The following is a 22190-nucleotide window of genomic DNA, read 5'->3' as shown; positions in this document are numbered from 1 at the left end:
CCCTCGGGGGGGCAGCGACCACACGCAGTGAGGGAGCGTGGGGGCTCAGGCCGGCGCCGGGCCGCCCCAAGGCGGCCTGCGGCCCCCTCGGGGGGCAGCGACCACACGCAGTGAGGGAGCGTGGGGGCTCAGGCCGGCGCCGGGCCGCCCCAAGGCGGCCTGCGGCCCCCTCGGGGGGCAGCGACCACACGCAGTGAGGGAGCGTGGGGGCCATATTCACATCGGCACTGGCACCTGCACCATCCACGTGATGCCGAAGCGGTCTTCCACCATGCCGAAGGCCGGAGACCAGAAGGTCTTGCCGAGCGGCATCTGCACCTGGCCGCCCTCGCCGAGCGCGGAGAACAGGCGCTGGGCCTCGGCTGCGTCGGCCGCCATCAGCGACAGGGAAAAGCCCTTGAACGCCGGCTGGCCGGAGGAGCGTCCGTCGGACGCCATCAGCGTGGACTGGCCCATGGTGAAGCTCGCATGCATCACCTTGTTCTCGGAGCCCGGCGGGGCCATCCCGGGGGGCGGCGGCTCGGGGCTGTCCTTCATGCGCATCAACATCGTGATTTCTGCGCCGACCGCCTTGCGGTAGAACTCGAGCGCTTCCTCGCAGCGGCCTTCGAAGAACAGGTAGGGCTGGACTTGCATGATGATCTCCTGGAGTGAATGTGGGTGGGGCGGCTCAATTCGCGGGCGGCATTGCGCTCGCATCCATGTGCACGAGCTCCCACAGGTGGCCATCGAGGTCCTGGAAGCCGTGCTGGTACATGAATCCATGGTCTTGTGGCCTGTTCGGCGTCGTGGCGCCGGCGGCCACCGCCTTGGCGACCATGCCGTCGACCTCGGCGCGGCTGTCGCGGGACAGGGTCAGCAGCACCTCGGTGGTCTGGGTCGCATCGGCGATCGGCTTGTGCGTGAAGGTCTTGAAGAAGCTCTCGACCAGCAGCATCACGTAGATGTCGTCGCCGACGATCATGCAGGTGGCTTTCTCGTCGGTGAACTGCGGATTGAATGCGAAGCCGAGCTGTGTGAAGAACGCGACCGAGCGGTCGAGGTTCTTGACGGGAAGGTTGACGTAGATCTGGGTCGCCATCGGATTCCTTTGCGAGACTGGTTGTGTACGACGTCCACAAAAATAGCAGAGATAATGTACGCTGTCCACATGAAAAACCGATGACCGCTCCGCCCGCCACCAGTCCGCCCGCGCGCAGCACCTACCGCCATGGCGATCTGCGGCGCGCGCTGCTCGAAGCCGGCGTCGAACTGGCGCGCAGCGGCGGCCCGGATGCGGTGGTCCTGCGGGAAGCGACACGGCGCGCGGGCGTGGTTCCGAATGCGGCCTACCGGCATTTCTCGAGCCGGCTGGCGCTGCTGCAGGCGGTGCGCGCCGCCGCCCTGTCGGCCGTCGCGCGGGCCATGGAGGCCGAACTCGCGACCCTGGACCCGACGCGCCAGCCGGCCGACTACGCCCGTGCCAGCGTGCGCGCGGTGGGCAGCGGCTACCTGCGCTTCGCGCAGGCCGAGACCGGCCTGTTCCGCACCGCCTTCGCGACCCCGGTGGACGTCGATGACGCGCCCGCCGAAGCCAAGGGCGGCGAAAGCGGCCTCAACCCCTTCGAATTGCTCGGCGCGGCCCTCGACCGGCTGGTCGATGCGGGCGCGATGCCGCCGGAGCGCCGCCCGGGCGCCGAGTTCCTGGCCTGGTCGGCGGTGCATGGCCTGGCCCTGCTGATCATCGATGGGCCCCTGCGCGGGCTGCCGCAGGCGCAGGTGGACGCGCTGGGGCAGCGGCTCCTGGGAATGGTCGAAAAGGGACTGTGAAAAACGGGATGTAACCGTATCGCGCTTGTACTTTGATGGGCGAGTGGCTACCTTCGATCGCCTCACGGAGCGTTCACGAATGGCGATGCTGATCCTGATGACACCGACCGGCCTGACGACCCAGGTGCCGGTGTCCGAGCCCGGCATGACCATCGGCCGTGCCGAGCGCAACCATGTGGTGCTGGCCTCGCCGCGGGTGAGCCGCTTCCATGCCAGGCTGAGTACCGAGGGGCCGCTGGTGATCCTGCGCGACCTCGGCAGCCGCAACGGCACTTTCGTCAACGGCAAGCGTGTCGAGACGCAGGTGCTCGCCAATGGCGACAACATCGACATCGCCGGCTACTGGATGCGCTTCCTGGCCCTGGAGCAGGAAGTGATCGGCGACGAAAGCATGCGCCTGCTGAGCGAACGCGGCAGGCTGGTCTGAACCCCCTGCCGGGCGCCGTCAACGCGTATGGTGCACCAGCGCGAGTTCGTGCACCGGCGTCTCGAGGCCCTCCATGCGCGCCTTCAACTGCAGCGCCAGGAACTGCGAATAGTGGCGCGACTGGTGCAGGTTGCCGCCATGAATCCACAGCTGCGGCACCTGCGTCGGCTTCCACATGTTGCGCAACTCCCCTTCCCAGGGCCCCGGGTCCTTGGGCGTGTCGGAACCCAGGCCCCAGACCTTGCCGACGCGGTCGGCCACTTCAGGCGAGATCAGGTCGGTCAGCCAGCCGTTCATCGAGCCGTAGCCGGTGGCATAGACGATCAGGTCGGCCGGCAGCTCGCTGCCGTCGCTCAGAGTCACCGACCTCGGATGGATGCGCTCGATGGTGACACCGCTGCGCAGCTTGATGCTGCCGTTGGCGACCAGCTCCGAGGCGCCGACGTCGATGTAGTAGCCCGAGCCGCGCCGCAGGTACTTCATGAACAGGCCCGAACCGTCGACCCCGAAGTCGAGCAGGAAACCCGCCTTCTCGAGGCGCGCGTACAGGTCGGCGTCGCGCCGCTTCATCTCGTCGTACACCGGCACCTGCATCGGCGCCATGATCTTGTAGGGCACCGAGGCAAAGATCAGGTCCGCCTTGTCGGTCGTCACGCCGGCCTTGAGCGCGGCCTCGGAATAGAGGCCGCCCAGCGCCAGCTCCATCAGCGAATCCGAGGGCGCGATGTGGGTCGAGCTGCGCTGGATCATCGTCACGTCGGCACCGTTCTCCCACAGTGCGGCGCAGATGTCGTGGGCCGAGTTGTTGGAGCCGAGCACCACGCACTTCTTGCCGCGCCAGGCCTCCGGCCCCGGGTGCGCGCTCGAGTGATGCTGCTCGCCCAGGAAGGTCTCGGCGCCCGGGATCTTCGGCAGGTTCGGGTAGCCCGAGACGCCGAGCGCGAACACCAGCTGCTTCGGCCGCAGCGTGATCTCGCGGCCGTCGCGTTCGACGACCACTTCCCATTCCTGCTTCGCCTCGTCGAAGCGCGCCTTTTTCGCGGTGGTGGAGCCCCAGTAGTTGAGCTCCATCACCCGGGTGTACATCTCGAGCCAGTCGCCGATCTTGTCCTTGGGCGAGAACACCGGCCAGTCCTCCGGGAACGGCAGGTACGGCAGATGGTCGTACCAGACCGGGTCGTGCAGGCAGAGGCTCTTGTAGCGCCTGCGCCAGGAATCGCCGGCCCGGGCGTTCTTCTCGACGATGATCGTCGGCACCCCCAGCCGCCGCAGCCGCGCACCGAGCGCGATGCCGCCCTGGCCGCCGCCGACGATCAGCACGTAGGGCTGCTCGGAATGGCCCAGCGTCTCGGCCTCCTGCTGGCGCCGTTCGAGCCAGGTCCTGCGCTGCGGGTTCGCGCCATGCTCGGCCCCCTTGATGCGCCGCTCGCCCTTGCGCTCCTCGAAGCCCTTGAGTTCGGTCATCGTCGTGAGCAGCGTCCAGGCCTTGCCGCTGCGCAGCCGGAGGTGGCCACGGCCGCGCGCCACCGCGGTCTCGAAAGTGAACCAGGCGTCGACGACGCCGTCGGCCTCGGTGGCATCCCCCTCGACCGCGAAGGCGGTCGGCCGGGTGTCGGCCAGCCGCGCCTCGAGCATCGCGCGGATCGCCTCGGGGCCTTCCTGCGTGCGGATGTTCCAGGTGAAGGCGACCAGGTCGCGCCAGTAGCAGTCGGGCTCGAACAGCGCCAGCACGGCGTCGATGTCCCGGCGCTCGAGCGCGGACTGGAAATCGGCCAGCCAGGCGCCGGCAATCTGCGTCGGATGGGTGGACAGGTCGGTCATCGTCGTTGTCTCCTTCGTTCGCGTCCCGCGGGCGGGCCGGCCGGCAACCGTACGCCCATCGCCGGCGGACGTCAAACGGCCGGCCGCCGGGCCATGGGTGGCGTGCCTTGACATCCGGGCGCCCGGCCTGATCTCATTCTTTCCCCGTGCTGCAAGACTTCCATCCCGCCGTCGCGAACTGGTTCCGCGCGACCTTCCCGGGCCCCACCGAGGCCCAGGCTGCCGCGTGGCCGGCGATCGGCGCCGGCCGCCACACGCTGATCGCGGCGCCCACCGGTTCCGGCAAGACGCTCACCGCCTTCCTTGCGGCCCTCGATGGCCTGGTGCGCGAGGGGCTGGCGCCGGCCGGGCTGGCCGACCAGACCACCGTGGTCTACGTCTCGCCATTGAAGGCGCTGTCGAACGACATCGGCCTCAACCTGCAGGCCCCGCTGGCCGGCATCCGGGCCGAACTCGCGACGCTGGGCTTGCCCGATGTCGCCATCCGGACCGCCGTGCGCACCGGCGACACGCCGGCCCGCGAACGCCTGCAGGCGCTGCGCCGGCCGCCGCACGTGCTGGTCAGCACGCCGGAGTCGCTGTATGTGCTGCTGGGCTCGGTGTCGGGCCGCAAGATGCTGTCGACGGTGCGCACGGTGATCGTCGACGAGATCCACGCCATCGTCGCGAGCAAGCGCGGCAGCCACCTGGCGCTGTCGCTCGAGCGGCTGCAGTCGATCTGCGCGCAGCCGTTGATCCGCATCGGCGTCTCGGCGACACAGAAGCCGATCGACGAGATCGCGCGCTTCCTGGTCGGTGCCGGCGCGGTGGTCGATGGCGTGGCCGATTGCGAGATCGTCGACATCGGCTATGCCAAGCAGCGCGACCTGGCGCTCGCGCTGCCGCCGACGCCGCTGGCCGCCGTGATGTCGAACGAGCAGTGGGAACAGGTGTATGCGCGCGTGGCCGGGCTGGTGCACGCACACCGCACCACGCTCGTGTTCGTCAACACGCGCCGGATGGCCGAACGCGCGGCGCGGCACTTGGGCGAGATCCTCGGCAAGGAAGTGGTGGCCGCGCACCACGGCAGCCTGGCGAAGGAGACGCGCGTCGAGGCCGAGCAGCGCCTGAAGCGCGGCGACCTGAAGGTGCTGGTGGCCACCGCCTCGCTCGAGCTGGGCCTGGACATCGGCGACGTCGACCTGGTCTGCCAGCTCGGCTCGCCGCGTTCGATCGCGACCTTCCTGCAGCGCGCCGGACGCTCCGGGCACGCGGTCGGCGGCGTGCCGAAGGCGCGGCTGTTCCCACAATCGCGCGACGAACTGGTCGAGTGCGCGGCCCTGCTGGACTGCGTGCGGCGCGGCGAACTCGACGCGCTCGGCGTGCTGCCGGCGCCGCTCGACGTGCTGGCGCAGCAGATCGTGGCCGAGACGGCCTGCCGCGAATGCGGGGAAGACGAACTCTTCGCGCTGGTGCGGCGCGCCTGGCCCTACGCCGAGCTGAAGCGCGAGGATTTCACGGCCGTCGTCCGGATGCTGTCCGAGGGCTTCACCACGCGGCAGGGGCCGCGCGCGGGCTATGTGCACCGCGATGCCGTCCATCACCTGCTGCGCGAGCGCAAGGGCGCGCGGATGACCGCCCTGACCTCGGGCGGCACCATCCCCGAGGCCGGCGACTACACCGTGATGCTCGAGCCGCAGGCGCACAAGATCGGCACGGTCAACGAAGACTTCGCGGTCGAGAGCCTGGCGGGCGATGTGTTCCAGCTCGGCAATGCGAGCTACCGGATCCTGAAGATCGAGCCGGGCCGGGTGCGGGTGGAGGACGCGCACGGCGCCGCGCCCAACATTCCGTTCTGGCTCGGCGAAGCGCCGGGGCGCAGCGACGAGCTGTCGTTCGGCGTGTCGCGCCTGCGCGCCGAGATCGAGGAAGCGCTGAAGACGGGCGGCGTCGAGGACACCGTCGGCTGGCTGGTCCGCACGGTCGGCCTCGACGCCGAAGCCGCGCGCCAGATCGTCGAGCACCTGGCCCRCTGCGTGCGCGTGCTCGGTGCCCTTCCGACCCGGCAGCGGATCGTCATGGAGCGCTTCTTCGACGCCTCCGGCGGCATGCAGCTGGTGATCCACTCGGCGTACGGCAGCCGGCTGAATCGCGCCTGGGGGCTGGCGCTGCGCAAGCGCTTCTGCCGCCAGTTCAATTTCGAGCTGCAGGCGGCGGCCACCGAGGACGCGATCGTGCTGTCGCTGTCGACCAGCCACAGCTTCCCGCTCGAGGAAGTGATGCGCTACCTGCACCCGGCTTCGGCGCTCGACGTGCTGGTGCAGGCCCTGCTCGACGCCCCGCTGTTCGGCGTGCGCTGGCGCTGGAACGCGACCACGGCGCTGGCGCTGCCGCGCTTCGTGGGCGGGCGCAAGGTGGCGCCGCAGCTGCAGCGCATGAAGTCCGAGGACCTGCTTGCGACGGTGTTCCCGGACCAGGTCGCCTGCGCCGAGAACCTGAGCGGCGCCCGCGAGATCCCGGACCATCCGCTGGTGGCCCAGACCCTGCGCGACTGCCTCTACGAGGCGATGGATGCCGAGGGCTGGCTGCAATTGCTGCGCCGGCTCGACGCCGGCGAGGTCGAGGTGCTGGCGCGCGACCTGCCGGCCCCCTCGCCGCTCGCGGCCGAGGCGCTCAACGCGCGGCCCTATGCCTTCCTCGACGACGCGCCGCTGGAGGAGCGCCGGACCCAGGCCGTGCAGAACCGGCGCTACGTCGATCCCGAGAGCGCGGACGATCTCGGCCAGCTCGACGCCGACGCGATCGCCAGCGTTCGGGAGGAGGCCTGGCCGCGCGCCCGCAATGCCGACGAGATGCACGAGGCGCTGAACGGGCTCGGCGCCGTCAGCGTCGAAGAGCTGTCGGCCAACGCCGGGTGGACCGTCTGGCTGGCCGCGCTGGCGCAGGCGGGCCGGGCCACCCGGCTGATACCGGCGGGCGCCGCGCCCGACGGCGGGCTGTGGGTCGCGGCCGAGCGGCTGGCGCAGGTCCGGGTGTTGTATCCCGCGGCCGCGATGCAGCCGGCGATCGAGCCGCCGCCGGACTGCGCGCAGGCGCCGGACAGCCCCGCGGAGGCCTTGCGCGAACTGCTTCGCTCACGGCTGGGCGGCCTGGGCCCGGTGCCGGCGTTTGATCTGGCGGCGCAGCTCGGCTTGCCGCGCGCCGACATCGAGGCCGCGCTGTCCGCGCTGCAGGCCGAGGGCTCGGTGCTCCAGGGCCGGTTCACGCCGGGCGCCGAGACCGTCGAATGGTGCGAGAGGCACCTGCTGGCCCGCATCCATCGCTACACGCTGAAGCGCCTGCGGCGCGAGATCGAACCGGTCGAGCCGCGCGACTTCGCCCGCTTCCTGTTCGAATGGCAGCACGTCGGCGGCGCCAGCCGGGTCAGCGGCCCCGAGGCGCTGGCCGGCATCCTGGCGCAGCTCGAGGGCTACGAGGCGCCGGCTGCGCTCTGGGAGGCCGAGCTGCTGCCGGCCCGCGTCAAGGATTACGCGCCGGCCTGGCTCGACGACCTGTGCACCGCCGGGCGGACGCTGTGGACCCGGCTGCGTCCGGTGGCCGCCGAAGGACGGCCAGGGGTCGGCGGCACCTCGCTGCGGTCGACACCGATCCTGCTGCTGCCGCGCCGCAGCGCCTCGCTGTGGACCGGCTTGGCCCCTGCGCCCGCCGACGATGCGGCGCTCGGCACGCGCGCCCAGCGCCTGGCGGCCTTCCTGGCCGCGCATGGCGCGTCCTTCTTCGACGAGATGCTGCAGGGCACGCGGCTGCTCGGCACCGAGCTCGAGGACGCGCTGTCCGAACTGGTGATGYGCGGCCGCGCGCACTGCGACAGCTACGCAGGGCTGCGCGCGCTGCTGATTCCGCCCTCGAAACGCTCGTCGACGACCGCCGGCCGGCGCCGGCGCAGCCCGCTGGTCGGCATCGAGGATGCCGGCCGCTGGTCGCTGGTGCGCCCGCGCGTCGAGGCCCACGGGCCGCAGGGGCTCGCCGGCGAGGCGATCGAGCAGGTCGCGCGGATCCTGCTGCGCCGTTATGGCGTGGTGTGCTGGCGCCTGCTCGAGCGCGAGGCGGGGTGGCTGCCGCCCTGGAGCGATCTGCTGCGCGCCTGGCGCCGGCTCGAAGCCCGCGGCGAGATTCGCGGCGGCCGCTTCATCGAGGGCGTGGCGGGCGAGCAGTTCGCCCTGCCCGAAGCCATCGGCCTGATGCGACAGCTGCGGCGCCAGCCGGCCGACGGCAGCCTGGTGGCCCTGTCGGCCGCGGATCCCGCGAACCTGCTCGGCTCGGTCGTGCCGGGTCCGCGCGTGGCGCGCGTGGCCGGCTCGCGCGTGCTGTTTCGCGATGGCGTTCCGATCGCCACGCTCGTGGCCGGGCAGGTCGAGCTGCTGGCGTCGCTGACCCCGGCGGAGGCGCAAGCCGCTCGCCGCGCGCTGGCACCCGAGACCGCCATGCGCTACCTGGAGCTTGCGGCTCAGCAAGGCGGAGGCTGAGCCCTGCCCCGCAGAGTCATGTGGGACCATTGACGCCATGGACATCGACACCCTCGACCATCGCCTGATCGCGCTGCTGCGCCACGATGCGCGCCTGCCCGCGGCCACGCTGGCGCAGAAGCTCGGGGTCTCGCGCGGCACGGTGACCAATCGCCTGCGCAAGCTCGAGGACGGCGGCGTGATCGTCGGCTACGCGGTGCAGCTTCGGCCCGAGAGCCGCAGCGACGAGATCCGCGCCTGGATGGGCATCCTGGTCGAGGGCAACCAGACCCGCCTGGTGATTGCCAGCCTGCTCGGCGAGCCCGGGGTGGCTGCGCTCCACGACACCAATGGCCGCTGGGACCTGCTGGCCGAACTGCGCGCCGCCTCGATGGCGGAGCTGTCGAAGGTGCTGGAGCGGATCCGGCTGCTGAAGGGCATCCGGAGCACCGAGACCAGCATCCACCTGGCGAGCTACCGCTGAAGCCGGTGACTATGATGATCGACTGCCCAGCAGCGTACGGAGCCTTTCCATGAGCATCCCCACCACCCGTCTCGGCCGCACCGGCCTCACCGTGTCGCGGCTCGCGCTCGGCACCATGACCTTCGGCCTGCAGACCGACGAGGCGGTGTCGCACCGGATCCTCGACCGCGCGACCGAGGGCGGCATCAACTTCCTCGACACCGCCGACGTCTATCCGCTCGGCGGCACGGTGGAGACCACCGGCCGCACCGAGGAGATCGTCGGCCGCTGGCTGCGCGCCAAGGGCGCGAGCCGGCGCGGCGACTTCATCGTCGCCACCAAGGCGGTCGGCAAGGTCGGCCCGAACCCCTGGGACCAGGGCGCCTCGCGCAAGCATCTGCTCGACGCCATCGACGCCTCGCTCAAGCGGCTGCAGACCGACCATGTCGACCTCTACCAGCTGCATTCCGACGACCGCGAGACGCCGCTCGACGAGAGCCTCGAGGCGCTCGACGTGATCGTCCGCTCGGGACGCGCGCGCTACATCGGCGTGTCGAACTTCCTGGCCTACCGGCTGGCGCGCGCGATCGGCCGCGCCGAACTGCACAAGCTCACGCGGCTGGTCTCGGTGCAGCCGCGCTACAGCCTGCTGTTCCGCGAGATCGAGCGCGAGCTGCTGCCATTGGCCGGCGAGGAAGGGCTGGGCGTGATTCCGTACAACCCGCTCGCGGGCGGCCTGCTGACCGGCAAGTACAAGCCCGAGGCCAAGCCCGGAGAGAACACGCGATTCACGCTGGGTACCGCCGGCGGCATGTACCAGGACCGCTACTGGAACGAGCGCAGCTTTGCCACGGTCGCGCAGCTGCACCAGCTGGCCGAGGAGGCCGGCGTGCCGCTCGCCACGCTGGCGGTGGCCTGGGTGATGGCGAATCCGCTGATCACCGCGCCGCTGCTCGGCGCCAGCCRGCCCGAGCAGCTCGACGCGACGCTGGCCGCGGCCGAGTACAAGCTCGATGCGGACCTCAAGCAGCGGCTGGATGCGCTGACCGCCGACTACCGCAAGGGCGACGCCCCGCGGTAGAAATCACCCCCGAAGCGCCTGCGGCGCCGCCCCCTTCAGGGGGCGATACCGGCGGCCCGGCGAAGCCGGTTCCGCGGTATCCCTGGCCTCGAGCCGTGTCAGGCCGGGCGTTTTGCCTCGGTCAGCCGCCCTTCCGTCTCGGCCTTGCGGCGCGCATAGCGCTGCGCCAGCACCGCGCAGACCATCAGCTGCATCTGGTGGAACAGCATCAGCGGCAGCACGATGGCGCCGACCGCATGCGAGGCGAACAGCACCTTGGCCATCGGGATGCCGCTGGCCAGGCTCTTCTTGGAGCCGCAGAACACGATCGTGATCTCGTCGGCCTTGTCGAAGCCCAGCGCGCGGCTGGCCCAGGTGGTGATGCACAGCGCGAGCGCCAGCAGCACCGCGCAGACCACCAGCAGGCCCGCCAATGCGGACATCGGCACCTGTTTCCACAGGCCCTCGATCACGGCCGCGCTGAAGGCGGTGTAGACCACCAGCAGGATCGCGCCGCGGTCGACCAGGGTCAGCACCGAGCCGCGCCGCTTGATCCAGCCGCCGATCCAGGGCCGCAGCAGATGACCTGCAACGAAAGGCACCATCAGCTGCAGCAGGATGCGCCCGATGGCATCGAGCGAGGCGCCGGCGGCGCCATGCTGCACCACGATCAGGTTGACCAGCAGCGGCGTGACGAAGACGCCGAGCAGCGTCGACGCGGAGGCGCTGCAGACGGCCGCCGGGATGTTGCCGCGCGCCATCGAGGTGAAGGCGATGGCCGATTGCACGGTGGCCGGCAGCACGCAGAGGAACAGCACCCCGGTGTAGAGCTCGGGCGTGACCAGCGGCGTCAGCACCGGCTTGAGCGCGAGCCCCAGCAGCGGAAACATGACGAAGGTGGCGCCGAACACCAGCAGGTGCAGCCGCCAGTGCGTGATGCCGCCCATGATGGCCTCGCGCGACAGCTTGGCGCCGTGCAGGAAGAACAGCAGGCCGATCGCGACCGTGGTCAGGCGCTCGAAGAAATGGGCGGTGGCGCCGCCCGCCGGCCACAGGCTGGCCAGCGTGACGGTGGCGACCAGGGCCAGCGTGAAGTTGTCGGGGAGGTAGCGTGAACGTGCCATGGGGCCGATTGGACCCGGCCATCATTCAAAAGAGAAATGGATTTATCTGATAGATATATCATTCCATTGCATGAATGTGAGCCTGCGCCAGTTGCGCGTCTTCCGTGCCATCGCCGATGGCCGCAACTTCAGCCGCGCCGGCGACCAGATCGGCCTGTCGCAGCCGGCGGTCAGCCGCTCGATCCACGAGCTCGAAGCCCAGCTGGGCCTGAAGCTGCTCGACCGCACGACGCGCGAGGTGGTGCTGACCGAGGCCGGCCAGTCGCTCGCGGTGCGGCTGGCACGGCTGCTCGATGAACTCGACCAGGCGCTGGCCGAGGTCCATGGCATGGCCGGCGCGCGACGCGGCAAGGTGCGGGTGGCCAGCAGCCCGACGCTGTCGGCCAACCTGATGCCGGCCTGCATCGCCGAATGCGCGCGGCGCGAGCCCGAGATCGAGTTCGTGCTGCTCGACCGCATCCAGCAGGACGTGCTCGACAGCGTGCGCGCCGGCGAAGTCGACTTCGGCGTGGTGGTCGAGCCGCCCGACACCGACGACCTGCACTGCGAGCCCATCCTCGACGATCCCTTCTGCCTCGTGATGCCGCCGGGCCATCGGCTGGCGGCCAGGCGCTCGCTGCGCTGGTCGGCACTCGAGGGCGAGGCGCTGGTGCTGCTCGACCACGCCTCGGGCAGCCGGCGCCTGATCGACGGGGCGCTGGCGCGGCACGGCGTGCACTGCGAGGTGCGCCAGCAGGTGGGCCATCCGACCACCGCCTTCCGCATGGTCGAGCAGGGCATCGGCATCAGCGTGATGCCGGCGCTGGCGGCGCCGCCGAGCGGGCTCGCGGTGCTGGTCATGCGCCCGCTGCTGCCCCGGGTGCAGCGTTCGATCATGCTGGTGCATCGCCGCAACCGCGCGCCGGCGCCGCTGGCGCAGCGGGTGTGGGGCCTGATCAGGGAGATGGCCGCGCAGCGCGTCGTCGCCAGGCTGTAGGCTCTGCATCTTTGCCCTCTGCCGCGATGCCCCTCTCCCGATCTTCTGTCGACTGCGTGGTCGTGGGTGCCGGCGCTGCGGGTCTTTCCGCGGCGCGGCGGCTGCAGGCGCTGGGCCGGTCCGTGTGCGTGCTGGAAGCCGGCGCGCGCGTGGGCGGCCGCGCGTGGACCGACGCCCACACCTTTGCGATCCCGGTCGACCGCGGCTGCTCCTGGCTGCACCAGGCGGATCGCAATCCCTTCACCGCCATGGCGCGGGCGCAGGGACTCACGCTGGTGGACCACGAAGACGCGCCTTGGTCGGTGTTCGCGCACGGGCGGCCCGTGTCGCCGTCCGAGCTGCAATCCGTGACCGCCGCGGTCGACGAACTGAGTCGACGCATCGCGCAGCATGCGGGCGCCGATCGGTCGCTGGCGGCGCTGGCCGGTGGCGACTGGGCCATGGAGTGGGCGTGCGACGCGATCGGCCCGCTCGACGCCGGCGCCGACAGCGCACAGTTGTCGGTGCGTGGGCTCCAGCAGCAGGGCACGACCCAGCCCAACGGGTTGCTGCGCGAAGGCTTCGGCACCCTGGTGGCCCGGCTCGCCGACGGCGTCCCGGTGGCGCTCGGCGAGCAGGTGCGCGAGATCGACTGCCGGGGGCCGCGCGTTCGGGTGCACACCACGGGCGGCGTTGTCGAGGCGCGTGACTGCATCGTCACCGTCTCCACCGGCGTGCTGCGGGCCGAAGCGATCCGATTCCGGCCCGCCCTGCCGCCCGGCACGCTGCGGGCGCTCGAGGCATTGCCGATGGGGCATTTCAACAAGGTGATCCTCGAATTCGATGCCTGCATTCCCGGGCTGTCGCCGATGGGCTGGGCGACGCAGGCCAGGCCGCCCGCCGGCCAGGCCCTGACCTTCCTCTGCCACCCGTTTGGCTCGACGCTGGTCGTGGCGCTGGCCGGCGGCGCTTATGGCGAGGCGCTGTCACGCATGCCGGAATCCGAGGCGGTGCACGAGGTCCTGGGGCGGCTGGATGGCTGCATCGGCGGACTGCACGGCCGGCGCGTGGTGCGCGGCGCCGTGACCGGCTGGGCCGCCGATCCGCTGTTCCTGGGCAGCTATGCCTACCTGACGCCGGACGGCGGCGAGGCGCGCGCCGCGCTCGCCGCGGCCGTCGACGAGCGATTGCATTTCGCCGGCGAGGCCACCTCGCTGGCGCTGGCGCAGACCTGCGGCGGCGCCTTCCTGTCCGGGCAGCGTGCGGCCGACGAGGTGGCCGGACGAGGGGCTTGAGCCCAGCCGTCGGTCAAGCGCGGCCGGTTCCGTGGTCCTCCGGCTTCTCTTCCCGGCCGCCCGGGTGCCGCGCGAAGCGCGCCGGATCGCGCCCGTGCACCGGCGCGTGGTCCGGCCAGGGCCAGCCGCCGAACTGGGTGCGGCGGTAGTCGGCCATGGTCTGCGCGATCTCGGCCTGGGTGTTCATCACGAAGGGGCCGTACTGCACCACCGGCTCGCCGATCGGGCGACCCTGCAGCACCAGGAACTCGCCCGGCTCGTCGCCATTGACCAGCTCGACCGCAGCGTCGGCGCGCAGCTCGATCGCCGCGTGGCTGTCGATCGGCTCTCCCGCGACCGCGACCGAGCGACCCTTGAAGAAGTAGAGGCTGCGGCGCGTGCCCTCGCCGCTGGCCGCCGGCAGCGTCCAGCGTGCGTGAGCCTCCATGCGGATCGTCCAGATGGCGACGTCCGCATCGGGTTGCGACGCCCAGGAGTCGGGCGGCGGCGCCAGCGGGCCGCCGGCACCGGGCTCGCCGTCGATCGGCGCGATCCGCCCCGCGATGCTCGCGACTTCGGTCTTGCGACCCTCGGCGTCGGTGGCGGTGAAGCCCGGGATGTCCTCGGCCCAGAACATCGTGAAATGCGGCTCGGCCATCTTGCTGCGCGCCGGCAGGTTGAGCCAGATCTGGAACAGCTCCAGCGGATTGGGCGCCGTCGCATCGAGCAGCGGGAACATCTCGGCATGCACGATGCCCTTGCCGGCCGTGAGCCACTGGACGTCGCCGCCGCCGAAGCGCGCGGCCGCGCCGAGCGAATCGGAATGGTCGATCAGGCCCTTGCGCACGATGGTCACGGTCTCGAAGCCGCGGTGCGGATGTCCCGGGAAGCCGGGCACGGGATGGCCGTGGTACATGCTCCAGCCGTCCTTGCGGCTGAAGTCCTGGCCCAGGTCGCGGCCCGCGAGCGGGGCGTCCGGGCCCATCTGCGCGTTGGCCCGCGGATAGGCATCGTCGTGGTAGACGCAGAACAGGAAGGGGTCGATCGTCTCCCACGGGAAGCCGAGGGCCTTGATCTGGACGATGGGGCTGGAGTTCATGGTGGCGCTTTCGTGTGGGCCTGCAAGCGGGCGGATCCCTGGCATATGGGGTTGCCGCGCCGCCGCGAAAGGCCCGGCCATGGGACGCTGTGGCGCGGGCGATGGGACGACCGGAGAGGGGCGCAGGCGGCGGCCAATGCGCGTTGCCGGCCTACATGCCGTCCGCCAAGGCGTCCGGAGAATCGCCGGCTTGTTCCACTCGGACCGAGAGACTTTTGAATGGACACCTCGTTCGATGCTGAAGTGAACACCCTGAGGCGCGCCGCGGCCAGCGCGACCGACACGCGCCATCTGGCGCAGGAGCGGATCGTCGCGGCCTTTCGCCAGCAGCTGCAGGGCGAAGGCCCGGGACCCACGGATGCGGACCTGCAGAGCTTCGCGCGCCTGGTGCTGGTCGAAAACGCGTTGCTGAAGGAGCTCGGAGCGGCCGTGGTGCTGGCGGCCACCCGCCCGCTCAGTGCTGGTGCCCGTGATCGCCATGCACATGGCGATGAGCGATCTCTTCCCCGGTAGCGGCGCGCACGCCGGTCACGGTCACGCTGAACTTCAGCGCCTTGCCCGCGAGCGGGTGGTTGCCGTCGAGGATCACCTGGGGGCCCTTGATCTTCATGACGGTGAAGACCTGGGGCTCGCCCTGGTCGTTGCGGCCTTCGAGCTGCCCGCCCACCTTGACGCCGGGCGGGAACTCGCTTTTGGGAATGGTGCGCACCAGCGATTCGTCGCGGACACCGAAGGCGTCCTCGGGCTGCAGGTTCAGCGTGGTCTGGAAGCCCGCCTCCTTGCCGTCGAGTGCGGCCTCGATCTTGGGGAAGGTGTTTTCGTAGCCGCCGTGCAGATACACCATCGGGTCGCTGCTCTCTTCGATCAGTTTCTGGGTGGTGGCGTCCGCGACCTTGAAGCGGAGGGTGACGACGGAGTCTTTCTGGATTTTCATGGGATGGGTGCTGTAGGACGAGTGATCGAAGCGCAGCATAAGGGAAGGACGCGGCGCACCTCTGTCGCTTGCTACATCGCGCCCACGCTCCCCGTGACCGGCAGCACGATGCCCGTGATGTAGCTGGCGCAGCAGGGCGCGGCCAGGAACACGTAGGCCGGCGACAGCTCCTCGGGCTGGGCCGGGCGTCTCATGTCGGTGTTCCGGCCGAAGTCCCTCACCTCCTCGGCCGCGCGGTCGGCCGGATTCAGCGGCGTCCACACCGGGCCCGGCGCGACCGCGTTGACGCGGATCCCCTTGTCCAGCAGATTGCTGGCGAGCGACTTCGTGAAGGCGTGGATCGCGCCCTTGGAGGTCGAGTAGTCCAGCAGCTGCGCGCTGCCTTCCAGCCCGGTCACCGAGCCGGTGTTGATGATCGAGCCGCCGCGCGGCAGGTGCGGCACCGCGGCGCGCGCCATCTGGAAGTAGCCGAAGACGTTGGTCCGCAGCGTGAGCTCGAAGCGCTCGTCGGTGATGTCCTCGATGACGGCGGCATGCAGCTGGAAGGCGGCGTTGTTGACCAGGATGTCGAGCTTGCCGAAGGCCTGCAGGGTTTCGTCGACCGCGCGCCGACAGAAGGCCGGGTCGCGCACGTCGCCCGGAATCAGCACGCAGTGGCGGCCCTCGGCCTCGATGCAGCGCCGGGTCTCCGCGGCGTCGACCTGCTCTTCATGCAAGTAGACGATGGCCACCTCGGCGCCTTCGCGCGCATAGAGCAGCGCCACGGCGCGGCCGATGCCCGAATCGCCGCCGGTCACCAGCGCCACCATGCCGTTGAGCTTGCCGCTGCCCAGATAGCCCGAGGCCATGAAGCGCGGCTGCAGGTCCATGTCGGCTTCGAGGCCCGGCTTCTTCAGGTGCTGGCCGGGCATCGGGTTTTCGGGCTCGGGACGGTGGCCGGCCTGCATGGGTTTCCTGCTTCTGGCCTTGGCGCCGGCCGCCCGGTCCTTGGCGTCCTGCTCGCGCTGCACCTTGCGATGTTCCACGGCGACGCCGGCCCGGCCGGTGTCCGATGGATCCTGTGAAGAGATCATGGTGGCTGCTCCTGGAGGTCGGTTGAAAGCGCTTCACCGTAGGCAAGGCCGCGCGCCGCCGGTGTCGTCCGGCACCGCGTTCGGGGTGCAGACGCGATCACGTCATGCCTGCCATGGCGCTGTATATTCATCCAGCCCCATGGCCGCCCTCCCTCCCACCTCGCCCGCCGCGCTGCTCACGGTCTCCGTCCGCACGCTGTGCGCCTTCGCCGCCAAGGCCGGCGATCTCGATCTGCGCTTCGTGCCCGCTCCCAGCGCCCAGGAGGGCCAGGCCGGCCACCGGCTGGTGCAATCCCGACGCGGGCTGGACTACGAAAGCGAAGTCGGGCTGTCGTCGCGTTTCGGCCCCCTGCTGGTGCGCGGCCGCGTCGACGGCTACGACCCGCGGCGGCGGCGGGTGGAGGAGATCAAGACCTACCGCGGCGATTTCGATCGCATCAAGGCCAACCATCGCGCGCTCCATTGGGCTCAGGCCCGCAGCTACGCGTGGATGCTGTGCGAGCGCGATGCGCTGCCCGCCCTCGACGTGGCCCTGATCTACCTCGACCTCGGCACCGAGAAGGAAGCGGTGCTCGAGGAATCAGCCACGCGCGACGACCTGCGCCAACACTTCGAGAGGCTCTGCGGCCGCTACCTCGCCTGGGCCGAACAGGAGGCGAGCCACCGCGCGGGCATCGACGCCGCACTCGGCGCGCTGAGCTTCCCGCACGGCGAGTTCCGGGCGGGCCAGCGCGAGTTGGCGGAGTCCGTCTACCGCTCGGCGACGTCGGGCCGCCACCTGCTCGCCCAGGCGCCCACCGGCATCGGCAAGACCGTCGCCACGTTGTTCCCGCTGCTCAAGGCGCGGCCGGGGCAGAAGCTCGACAAGATCTTCTTCCTGACCGCGAAGACCTCGGGCCGCGCGGTCGCGCTGGGCGCGCTGCACACCCTGGACCGCGGGCGCGCCCCGTTGCGCGTGCTGGAACTGACGGCGCGCGAGAAGGTCTGCGAGTACCCCGGACGGGCCTGCAACGGCGACGACTGCCCGCTGGCACGGGGCTTCTACGACCGCCTGCCCTCCGCCCGCAGCGAAGCCGTGCAGGCCGCCTGGCTCGACCGCGAGGCGCTGCGCGGCATCGCGCTCACGCACCAGGTCTGCCCCTACTTCCTGGCGCAGGAGCTGGTGCGCTGGAGCGACGTGGTGGTGGGCGACTACAACTACTATTTCGATGGCAGCGCATTTCTCTATGCGCTCACGAAGGACGAGGAATGGCGCGTCGCCCTGCTGGTCGACGAGGCGCACAACCTGCTGGACCGCGCCCGCGGCATGTACTCGGCCCAGCTCGAGGCGCCGGCGCTCGAGGCGGTGCGGGCCAAGGCGCCGCCGACGATCCGGAAATCGCTGGGCAACCTGGAGCGCGAATGGCGCTTGCTGCAACGCGAGCAGGTCGCCGCCTATCAGCCCCACGACCAGATCCCCGAGCGCTTCGCGCGGGCGCTGCAGGAGGCGGTCTCGCTCATGGCCGAGCACTTCACGGCGCGGCCCGACGAGCCGCCGGGCGCGCTGCACCAGTGCTTCTTCGACCTGCTCCAGTTCGCCCGGCTGGCCRACAGCTTCGGCAAGCACTCGGTCTTCGAGGCGACGCTGGGCGTGGACGGTGTGCGGGGCCTGGCGATCCGCAACCTGGTGCCCGCGCCCTTCCTCCAGAGCCGTTTCGCCGATGCCGTCTCGGCCGCCTGCTTCTCGGGCACGCTGGCGCCCTTTTCCTTCTACCGCGACACGCTGGGCCTGCCCGAGGACACGGCGACGCTGGACGTCGGCTCGCCCTTTCGCAGCGAGCAGCTCACGGTGCGGGTGGCGATGGACCTGTCGACGCGCTTTCGCGACCGCGACCGGTCGCTGGACGCGCTCGTCGACCTCATCGCGGCGCAGTTCGCTCAGCRCCCGGGCAACTACCTGGCCTTCTTCAGCAGCTTCGACTACCTGGCCAGCGCCTCGGCGGCCTTTGCGGCGCGGCACCCGGCCGTGCCGGCCTGGAGCCAGTCGCGCGGCATGCGCGAAGCCGAGCGCGATGCCTTCCTGGCGCGCTTCGCGCCGGGCGGCCAGGGGGTCGGCTTCGCGGTGCTCGGCGGCGCCTTCGGCGAAGGCGTCGACCTGCCTGGCGACCGCCTGGTCGGCGCCTTCGTCGCCAGCCTGGGTCTGCCGCAGCACAACGAGCCGAACGAGGTGATGCGCGAGCGCATGGACGCGATGTTCGGCGACGGCTACGAGTACACCTACGTTTATCCGGGCCTGCAGAAGGTCGTGCAGGCGGCCGGTCGCGTGATCCGCAGCGAGACCGATGCGGGCGTGCTCTACCTGCTGGACGACCGATTCGCGCGGCAGGAGATCCGCGCGCTGCTGCCCGCGTGGTGGCAGGTGCAGCCGGTGTTCGCGGTGGGGCGCTGAAAGCCCCCACGCTCCCTCACTTCGTGTGGTCGCTGCCCCCCAGGGGGGCCGCAGGCCGCCTTGGGGCGGCCCGGCGCCGGCCTGAAAGCGCCCCAGGATCAGATCACCGGCCCGCGCACCGCGGCGCTGCGGCCGATTTTCCTGAGCCTGGCCGACAGTTGCGCCTGAGTCTCGAGCTCGCGTTGCCAGAGCTCGTAGCCGGCGTCGTTCGGGTGCAGGCCGTCGCGGGCGCTGAGGCGTCCCGGATGGCGCGCGAAAGGATCGTCCTCGCGTTCCATGAAGAGCGACACATGGCGCGCGCCGTTGGCTTCGGCCACCTCGGCGACGATGGCCTGGAGCCGGCGCGCCCGGTAGGTCATCCACCAGTTCCAGGGCGGCAGGAAGAAGCGCAGGTTGCCGAGGTTGCCGGGCGGCATGAAGACCACCATCTCCGAGCGCACCCGCGCGCGTTGCGCCACGCGCCGGACGCTGTCGCGCAAGGCGGCGTCGCGCGTGGCGCGGAGCACGTCGTCGGYGCCGCCGAGGATCAGCACCGCGTCGAAGCGCTCGTCRCCGTCGAGCTGCGTCAGGATGTCCTCGTAGCGCGCCGCCGGCACGGCCCTGTTGACCACGGTCAGCGACGGATTGGCACGCGACAGCAGGCCCGGCAGGCTGCGATCCGGGTCGCTGGCGCCGGCGCCTCCCGCCGTGCTGTCGCCGACCACCAGCAGGCGCGCACCCTCCGGCTCGGCGCAGCGCTCGAACGGATGGGCCCGTCGTGCCAGCCGGTTCGCCGCCCGCAGGTGCAGGGCTGCGTAGCCCGCCGTGGCGGCCGCGAAACCGACCAGGAGGGAAAGGCCGGTACAGGCGGCCAGATTCTTTCGGTTCACGATCGCTCCTCGATACGTCGGTTAGCGTAAAGGTAGCCGATCGCGGCCGTTGTAGGAAGCGGCCGAATGGCTGAACTTGGCTCGCCCCCAGGTCGGGCTCACTGCGTGTAGCCCTCCCACCCCCTACCGGGGGCAACACCAGCGGCCCGGCGGAGCCGGTTCCGCGGTGGCACTGTTGCTCGCCCCCAGGTCGGGCTCACTGCGTGTAGCCCTCCCACCCCCTACCGGGGGCAACACCAGCGGCCCGGCGAAGCCGGTTCCGCGGTGTTCCTGGCCTGGCCACTGCCCGGCTTTCGTCGCCGGGCGATTTCAGGCCGGGTCGGTGCGCTTGGCCAGCTCGTTGAGTTGCAGTTCGATGCAGAACAGCCGTTCGTTGAGGATCGCGGTCTGCAGCCGCAGCGCCTCGATGATGGCGCCTGTCGAGGCATCGGGGGCATTGGTCGACAGCTCCTGCAGTTCGTGCAGCTTGTTGCGCAGTTCGTTGCTCATGGCCAGGCTCCATCGGGTCGATGCAACGCATCGTAGTCGGCCTGCGCCGGGATGCGCTGCTATCGTTTTCTCTTAGCTGCTGCGCCCCCCGCCCGGACGGGCCGACGTGGCAAGCGCCTCGGCGCCCTCTAACCGTGGGGGCTCGGCGGCAGGCTCTTCAAGTACAGAAACAGCGCCCGCACGTCCACGTCGCTCATCTCGCGCAGCGATCCGAAGGGCATCACCTGCACGGCCGTGCCGTCGGGGCGGCTGCCGCTCTTGAACAGCTTCTGGAAGGCCTGCGCGTCGGCATAGCGCGCCATGGCCGTGCCCTCGCCGGGCGTGAGATTGGCTGCGGCCGGCCAATCGGGCGGGCCGCCGGGGATCTTGCCGCCGTTGAGCTTCTCGCCGTGGCAGCCCAGGCACATGTTCGCGACATAGGCGCCGTGCTTGAGCGTCACGCCTTCGGGCACCGGCGGCTCGGACGGCCGCGCGTGGTCGATCTTGGCCGCGGCGTCCTGCATCAGGCCGAAGCCGTAGAAGGCCCGCACCGGCAGCGGCAGGGCGACCACGGGGCCGCCGCCGGTCGCGGGCGCCATGTGGCGCAAATGCGCGACCAGCGCGGCCAGGTCGTCGTCGGTCAGGCGGTTGTAGTCCTCGCTCGGCATCACCATCAGCGCCCGGCCCACGGGATTCACGCCATGGCGGATCGAGCGCTCCCAGTCGGCCGCCGTGTAGCCGGCCACGACGCTGCCAGGGCCGGGGCTGATGTTGGGCCCCTTGATGAGCATGCCCTTGCCGTCGTCGAGGAACACCTTGCCGCCGCCATGCGCGCCGTGGCAGTCGACGCAGCCGCGCGAGGCGAAGAGGTAGCGCCCGCGCTCGACGGCGGCAGCGTCGTCGCGGAAGGCCACGCCCTTCACCGCGACCTCGACCTTGCGCTGCATTTTCTGGCGGGCGAGCTGGTCGCCGGCGAACAGCGCCGCCGCGGCGAGCGCGACCAGCGCTACGAGCGCCAGCACGATGCGCTTGAGCCAGCGCCTGCGGGTCGCGGTCACCGGGCCACCTGCGCACTGCGCACTTCAAAGACCAGATGAACAAGGCGGAGATCAAGAGGCATGGCAAACTCTCTTAAATGAATGGATAGACCAAAAATGGTCCAAACGTATAAAAATGGATGATGGCGTAAATTTCGGCCTACCGTCAATATCACCTTTGCCCGAGGACCTGGCCAAAAGTGTGTGGCGCCCTCCGCAGCCCGGCCTGCTCAAGCGCGAGCGCACGCGGGTCCAGCTGGTCCAGGCGGCGATCAAGGTCTTCAGCGCCCGCGGCTACGCCGATGCGACGATGCAGGAGATCGCGGGCGTCGCGGCCATGACCACCGCCACGGTCTACAACCATTTCAAGACCAAGGAAGAAGTCGCCAGCGCGGTTGCGCTGCTGCTGGCCGACACGCTGTGCCGCCGCATCACGGACAGCCAGCAGGGGGTCGAAGAAGGCGCCCAGCGCATGGCCATCGGCGTCCAGCGCTACATCTGGCTGGCCGAGGAGAGCCCGCGGTGGGCGCTGATGATGCTGGACGTATCGATCGCCGCGCCGGAAATGCTGCTCGAGATCCGCGACTACGCGCTGGCCGACCTGCGCCTGGGCGTGAAGCAGAAGGCCTTTCGGATCCCCGGCGAAACGGCGGCGATGGACCTGATCAACGGCACCGTGTCGCAGGCCATGCGCACGGTGGCGCACGGTGGCGCAGCCGCGCACCACGGTCGCGACGTCGCGGCCTGCGTGCTGCGCGGGCTGGGCATGGCGTGGGCCGACGCGAAGGCGGTCGCCCAGCGCCCGCTGCCGCCATTTCCCGGGATGAGCGCGGCTGCCGCGCCGGCGCCCCGGAAGACCGCGGCC

20 protein-coding genes are annotated in these 22190 nt (G+C 70.7%); 10 read left to right on the top strand and 10 right to left on the bottom strand.

Annotated elements, in window-relative coordinates; all coding sequences use genetic code 11:
• Positions 1-216: 216 nt before the first annotated feature.
• Positions 217-636 carry a VOC family protein gene (locus AC1D2K_RS08090; RefSeq protein WP_478087754.1) on the bottom strand — a complete coding sequence of 140 codons (420 nt, stop codon included), beginning with the start codon at positions 634-636 and terminating at the stop codon, positions 217-219.
• A 34-nt stretch (positions 637-670) separates the two neighbouring features.
• On the bottom strand, positions 671-1081 hold the full coding sequence (locus AC1D2K_RS08085; RefSeq protein ID WP_478087753.1) for a VOC family protein: 411 nt from the start codon (positions 1079-1081) through the stop codon (positions 671-673).
• Between the two features lie 80 nt (positions 1082-1161).
• Here AC1D2K_RS08085 and AC1D2K_RS08080 point away from each other — a divergent pair, with 80 nt between their 5' ends.
• Entirely contained in the window at positions 1162-1809 is a 648-nt protein-coding gene (locus tag AC1D2K_RS08080; protein WP_478087752.1) for a TetR/AcrR family transcriptional regulator, read from the top strand.
• 79 nt (positions 1810-1888) lie between these two features.
• On the top strand, positions 1889-2236 hold the full coding sequence (locus AC1D2K_RS08075; RefSeq protein WP_478087750.1) for an FHA domain-containing protein: 348 nt from the start codon (positions 1889-1891) through the stop codon (positions 2234-2236).
• A gap of 18 nt (positions 2237-2254) precedes the next feature.
• Here the strand turns inward: AC1D2K_RS08075 and AC1D2K_RS08070 are convergent, their stop codons facing one another.
• Complete coding sequence (locus AC1D2K_RS08070) at positions 2255-4057, bottom strand: NAD(P)-binding domain-containing protein (protein ID WP_478087749.1); 1803 nt, start codon at positions 4055-4057, stop codon at positions 2255-2257.
• A gap of 146 nt (positions 4058-4203) precedes the next feature.
• Between AC1D2K_RS08070 and AC1D2K_RS08065 the strand changes: the two genes are divergently transcribed.
• From AC1D2K_RS08065 to AC1D2K_RS08055, 3 genes are read left to right on the top strand one after another with little or no spacing between them, the layout of a single operon-like run.
• The gene (locus tag AC1D2K_RS08065; RefSeq protein ID WP_478087747.1) at positions 4204-8562 is read left to right on the top strand and encodes a DEAD/DEAH box helicase; all 4359 of its coding nucleotides are present in this window, start codon (positions 4204-4206) and stop codon (positions 8560-8562) included.
• Positions 8563-8605: 43 nt separating this feature from the next.
• Positions 8606-9025 carry an Lrp/AsnC family transcriptional regulator gene (locus AC1D2K_RS08060; protein WP_478087756.1) on the top strand — a complete coding sequence of 140 codons (420 nt, stop codon included), beginning with the start codon at positions 8606-8608 and terminating at the stop codon, positions 9023-9025.
• Positions 9026-9074: 49 nt separating this feature from the next.
• Positions 9075-10085 carry an aldo/keto reductase gene (locus AC1D2K_RS08055; protein ID WP_478087745.1) on the top strand — a complete coding sequence of 337 codons (1011 nt, stop codon included), beginning with the start codon at positions 9075-9077 and terminating at the stop codon, positions 10083-10085.
• Between the two features lie 98 nt (positions 10086-10183).
• On the opposite strand, the gene AC1D2K_RS08050 is transcribed toward AC1D2K_RS08055, so the two are convergent.
• Entirely contained in the window at positions 10184-11188 is a 1005-nt protein-coding gene (locus AC1D2K_RS08050; RefSeq protein WP_478087743.1) for a bile acid:sodium symporter family protein, read from the bottom strand.
• A 70-nt stretch (positions 11189-11258) separates the two neighbouring features.
• Between AC1D2K_RS08050 and AC1D2K_RS08045 the strand changes: the two genes are divergently transcribed.
• Both AC1D2K_RS08045 and AC1D2K_RS08040 read left to right on the top strand, forming a co-directional pair.
• The gene (locus tag AC1D2K_RS08045) at positions 11259-12164 is read left to right on the top strand and encodes a LysR family transcriptional regulator (protein ID WP_478087741.1); all 906 of its coding nucleotides are present in this window, start codon (positions 11259-11261) and stop codon (positions 12162-12164) included.
• 26 nt (positions 12165-12190) lie between these two features.
• Positions 12191-13438 (top strand): flavin monoamine oxidase family protein, encoded by a 1248-nt coding sequence (locus AC1D2K_RS08040; RefSeq protein ID WP_478087739.1) that lies wholly within the window; start codon positions 12191-12193, stop codon positions 13436-13438.
• A 13-nt stretch (positions 13439-13451) separates the two neighbouring features.
• Here AC1D2K_RS08040 and AC1D2K_RS08035 read toward each other — a convergent pair whose 3' ends face one another.
• On the bottom strand, positions 13452-14516 hold the full coding sequence (locus AC1D2K_RS08035) for a pirin family protein (RefSeq protein WP_478087737.1): 1065 nt from the start codon (positions 14514-14516) through the stop codon (positions 13452-13454).
• 219 nt (positions 14517-14735) lie between these two features.
• On the opposite strand from AC1D2K_RS08035, the gene AC1D2K_RS08030 reads away from it, so the two are divergent.
• On the top strand, positions 14736-15029 hold the full coding sequence (locus AC1D2K_RS08030) for a hypothetical protein (protein ID WP_478087736.1): 294 nt from the start codon (positions 14736-14738) through the stop codon (positions 15027-15029).
• On the opposite strand, the gene AC1D2K_RS08025 is transcribed toward AC1D2K_RS08030, so the two are convergent.
• Entirely contained in the window at positions 14971-15450 is a 480-nt protein-coding gene (locus tag AC1D2K_RS08025; RefSeq protein ID WP_478087734.1) for an FKBP-type peptidyl-prolyl cis-trans isomerase, read from the bottom strand. The two genes, AC1D2K_RS08030 and AC1D2K_RS08025, sit on opposite strands and share 59 nt — an antisense overlap.
• A 71-nt stretch (positions 15451-15521) precedes the next feature.
• Positions 15522-16523, bottom strand: a complete 1002-nt coding sequence (locus AC1D2K_RS08020) for an SDR family oxidoreductase (protein ID WP_478087732.1) — start codon at positions 16521-16523, stop codon at positions 15522-15524.
• 139 nt (positions 16524-16662) lie between these two features.
• Here AC1D2K_RS08020 and AC1D2K_RS08015 point away from each other — a divergent pair, with 139 nt between their 5' ends.
• Positions 16663-18951, top strand: a complete 2289-nt coding sequence (locus AC1D2K_RS08015; protein WP_478087731.1) for an ATP-dependent DNA helicase — start codon at positions 16663-16665, stop codon at positions 18949-18951.
• A 98-nt stretch (positions 18952-19049) separates the two neighbouring features.
• On the opposite strand, the gene AC1D2K_RS08010 is transcribed toward AC1D2K_RS08015, so the two are convergent.
• The 3 genes from AC1D2K_RS08010 to AC1D2K_RS08000 form a co-directional block, all read right to left on the bottom strand.
• On the bottom strand, positions 19050-19820 hold the full coding sequence (locus AC1D2K_RS08010) for a GDSL-type esterase/lipase family protein (RefSeq protein WP_478087729.1): 771 nt from the start codon (positions 19818-19820) through the stop codon (positions 19050-19052).
• A 309-nt stretch (positions 19821-20129) separates the two neighbouring features.
• Positions 20130-20309, bottom strand: coding sequence for a hypothetical protein (locus AC1D2K_RS08005; RefSeq protein WP_478087728.1), 180 nt, complete (start codon positions 20307-20309; stop codon positions 20130-20132).
• Between the two features lie 128 nt (positions 20310-20437).
• Positions 20438-21346: a c-type cytochrome gene (locus tag AC1D2K_RS08000; protein ID WP_478087726.1), complete on the bottom strand. Its 909-nt coding sequence runs from the start codon at positions 21344-21346 to the stop codon at positions 20438-20440.
• A 157-nt stretch (positions 21347-21503) separates the two neighbouring features.
• Between AC1D2K_RS08000 and AC1D2K_RS07995 the strand changes: the two genes are divergently transcribed.
• On the top strand, positions 21504-22190 hold a 687-nt coding region (locus tag AC1D2K_RS07995; protein WP_478087725.1), incomplete at its 3' end, for a TetR/AcrR family transcriptional regulator.

The organism is Variovorax sp. P1_H12_2 (genome assembly GCF_056405335.1).
This window is presented reverse-complemented; position numbering and strand designations above follow the sequence as displayed.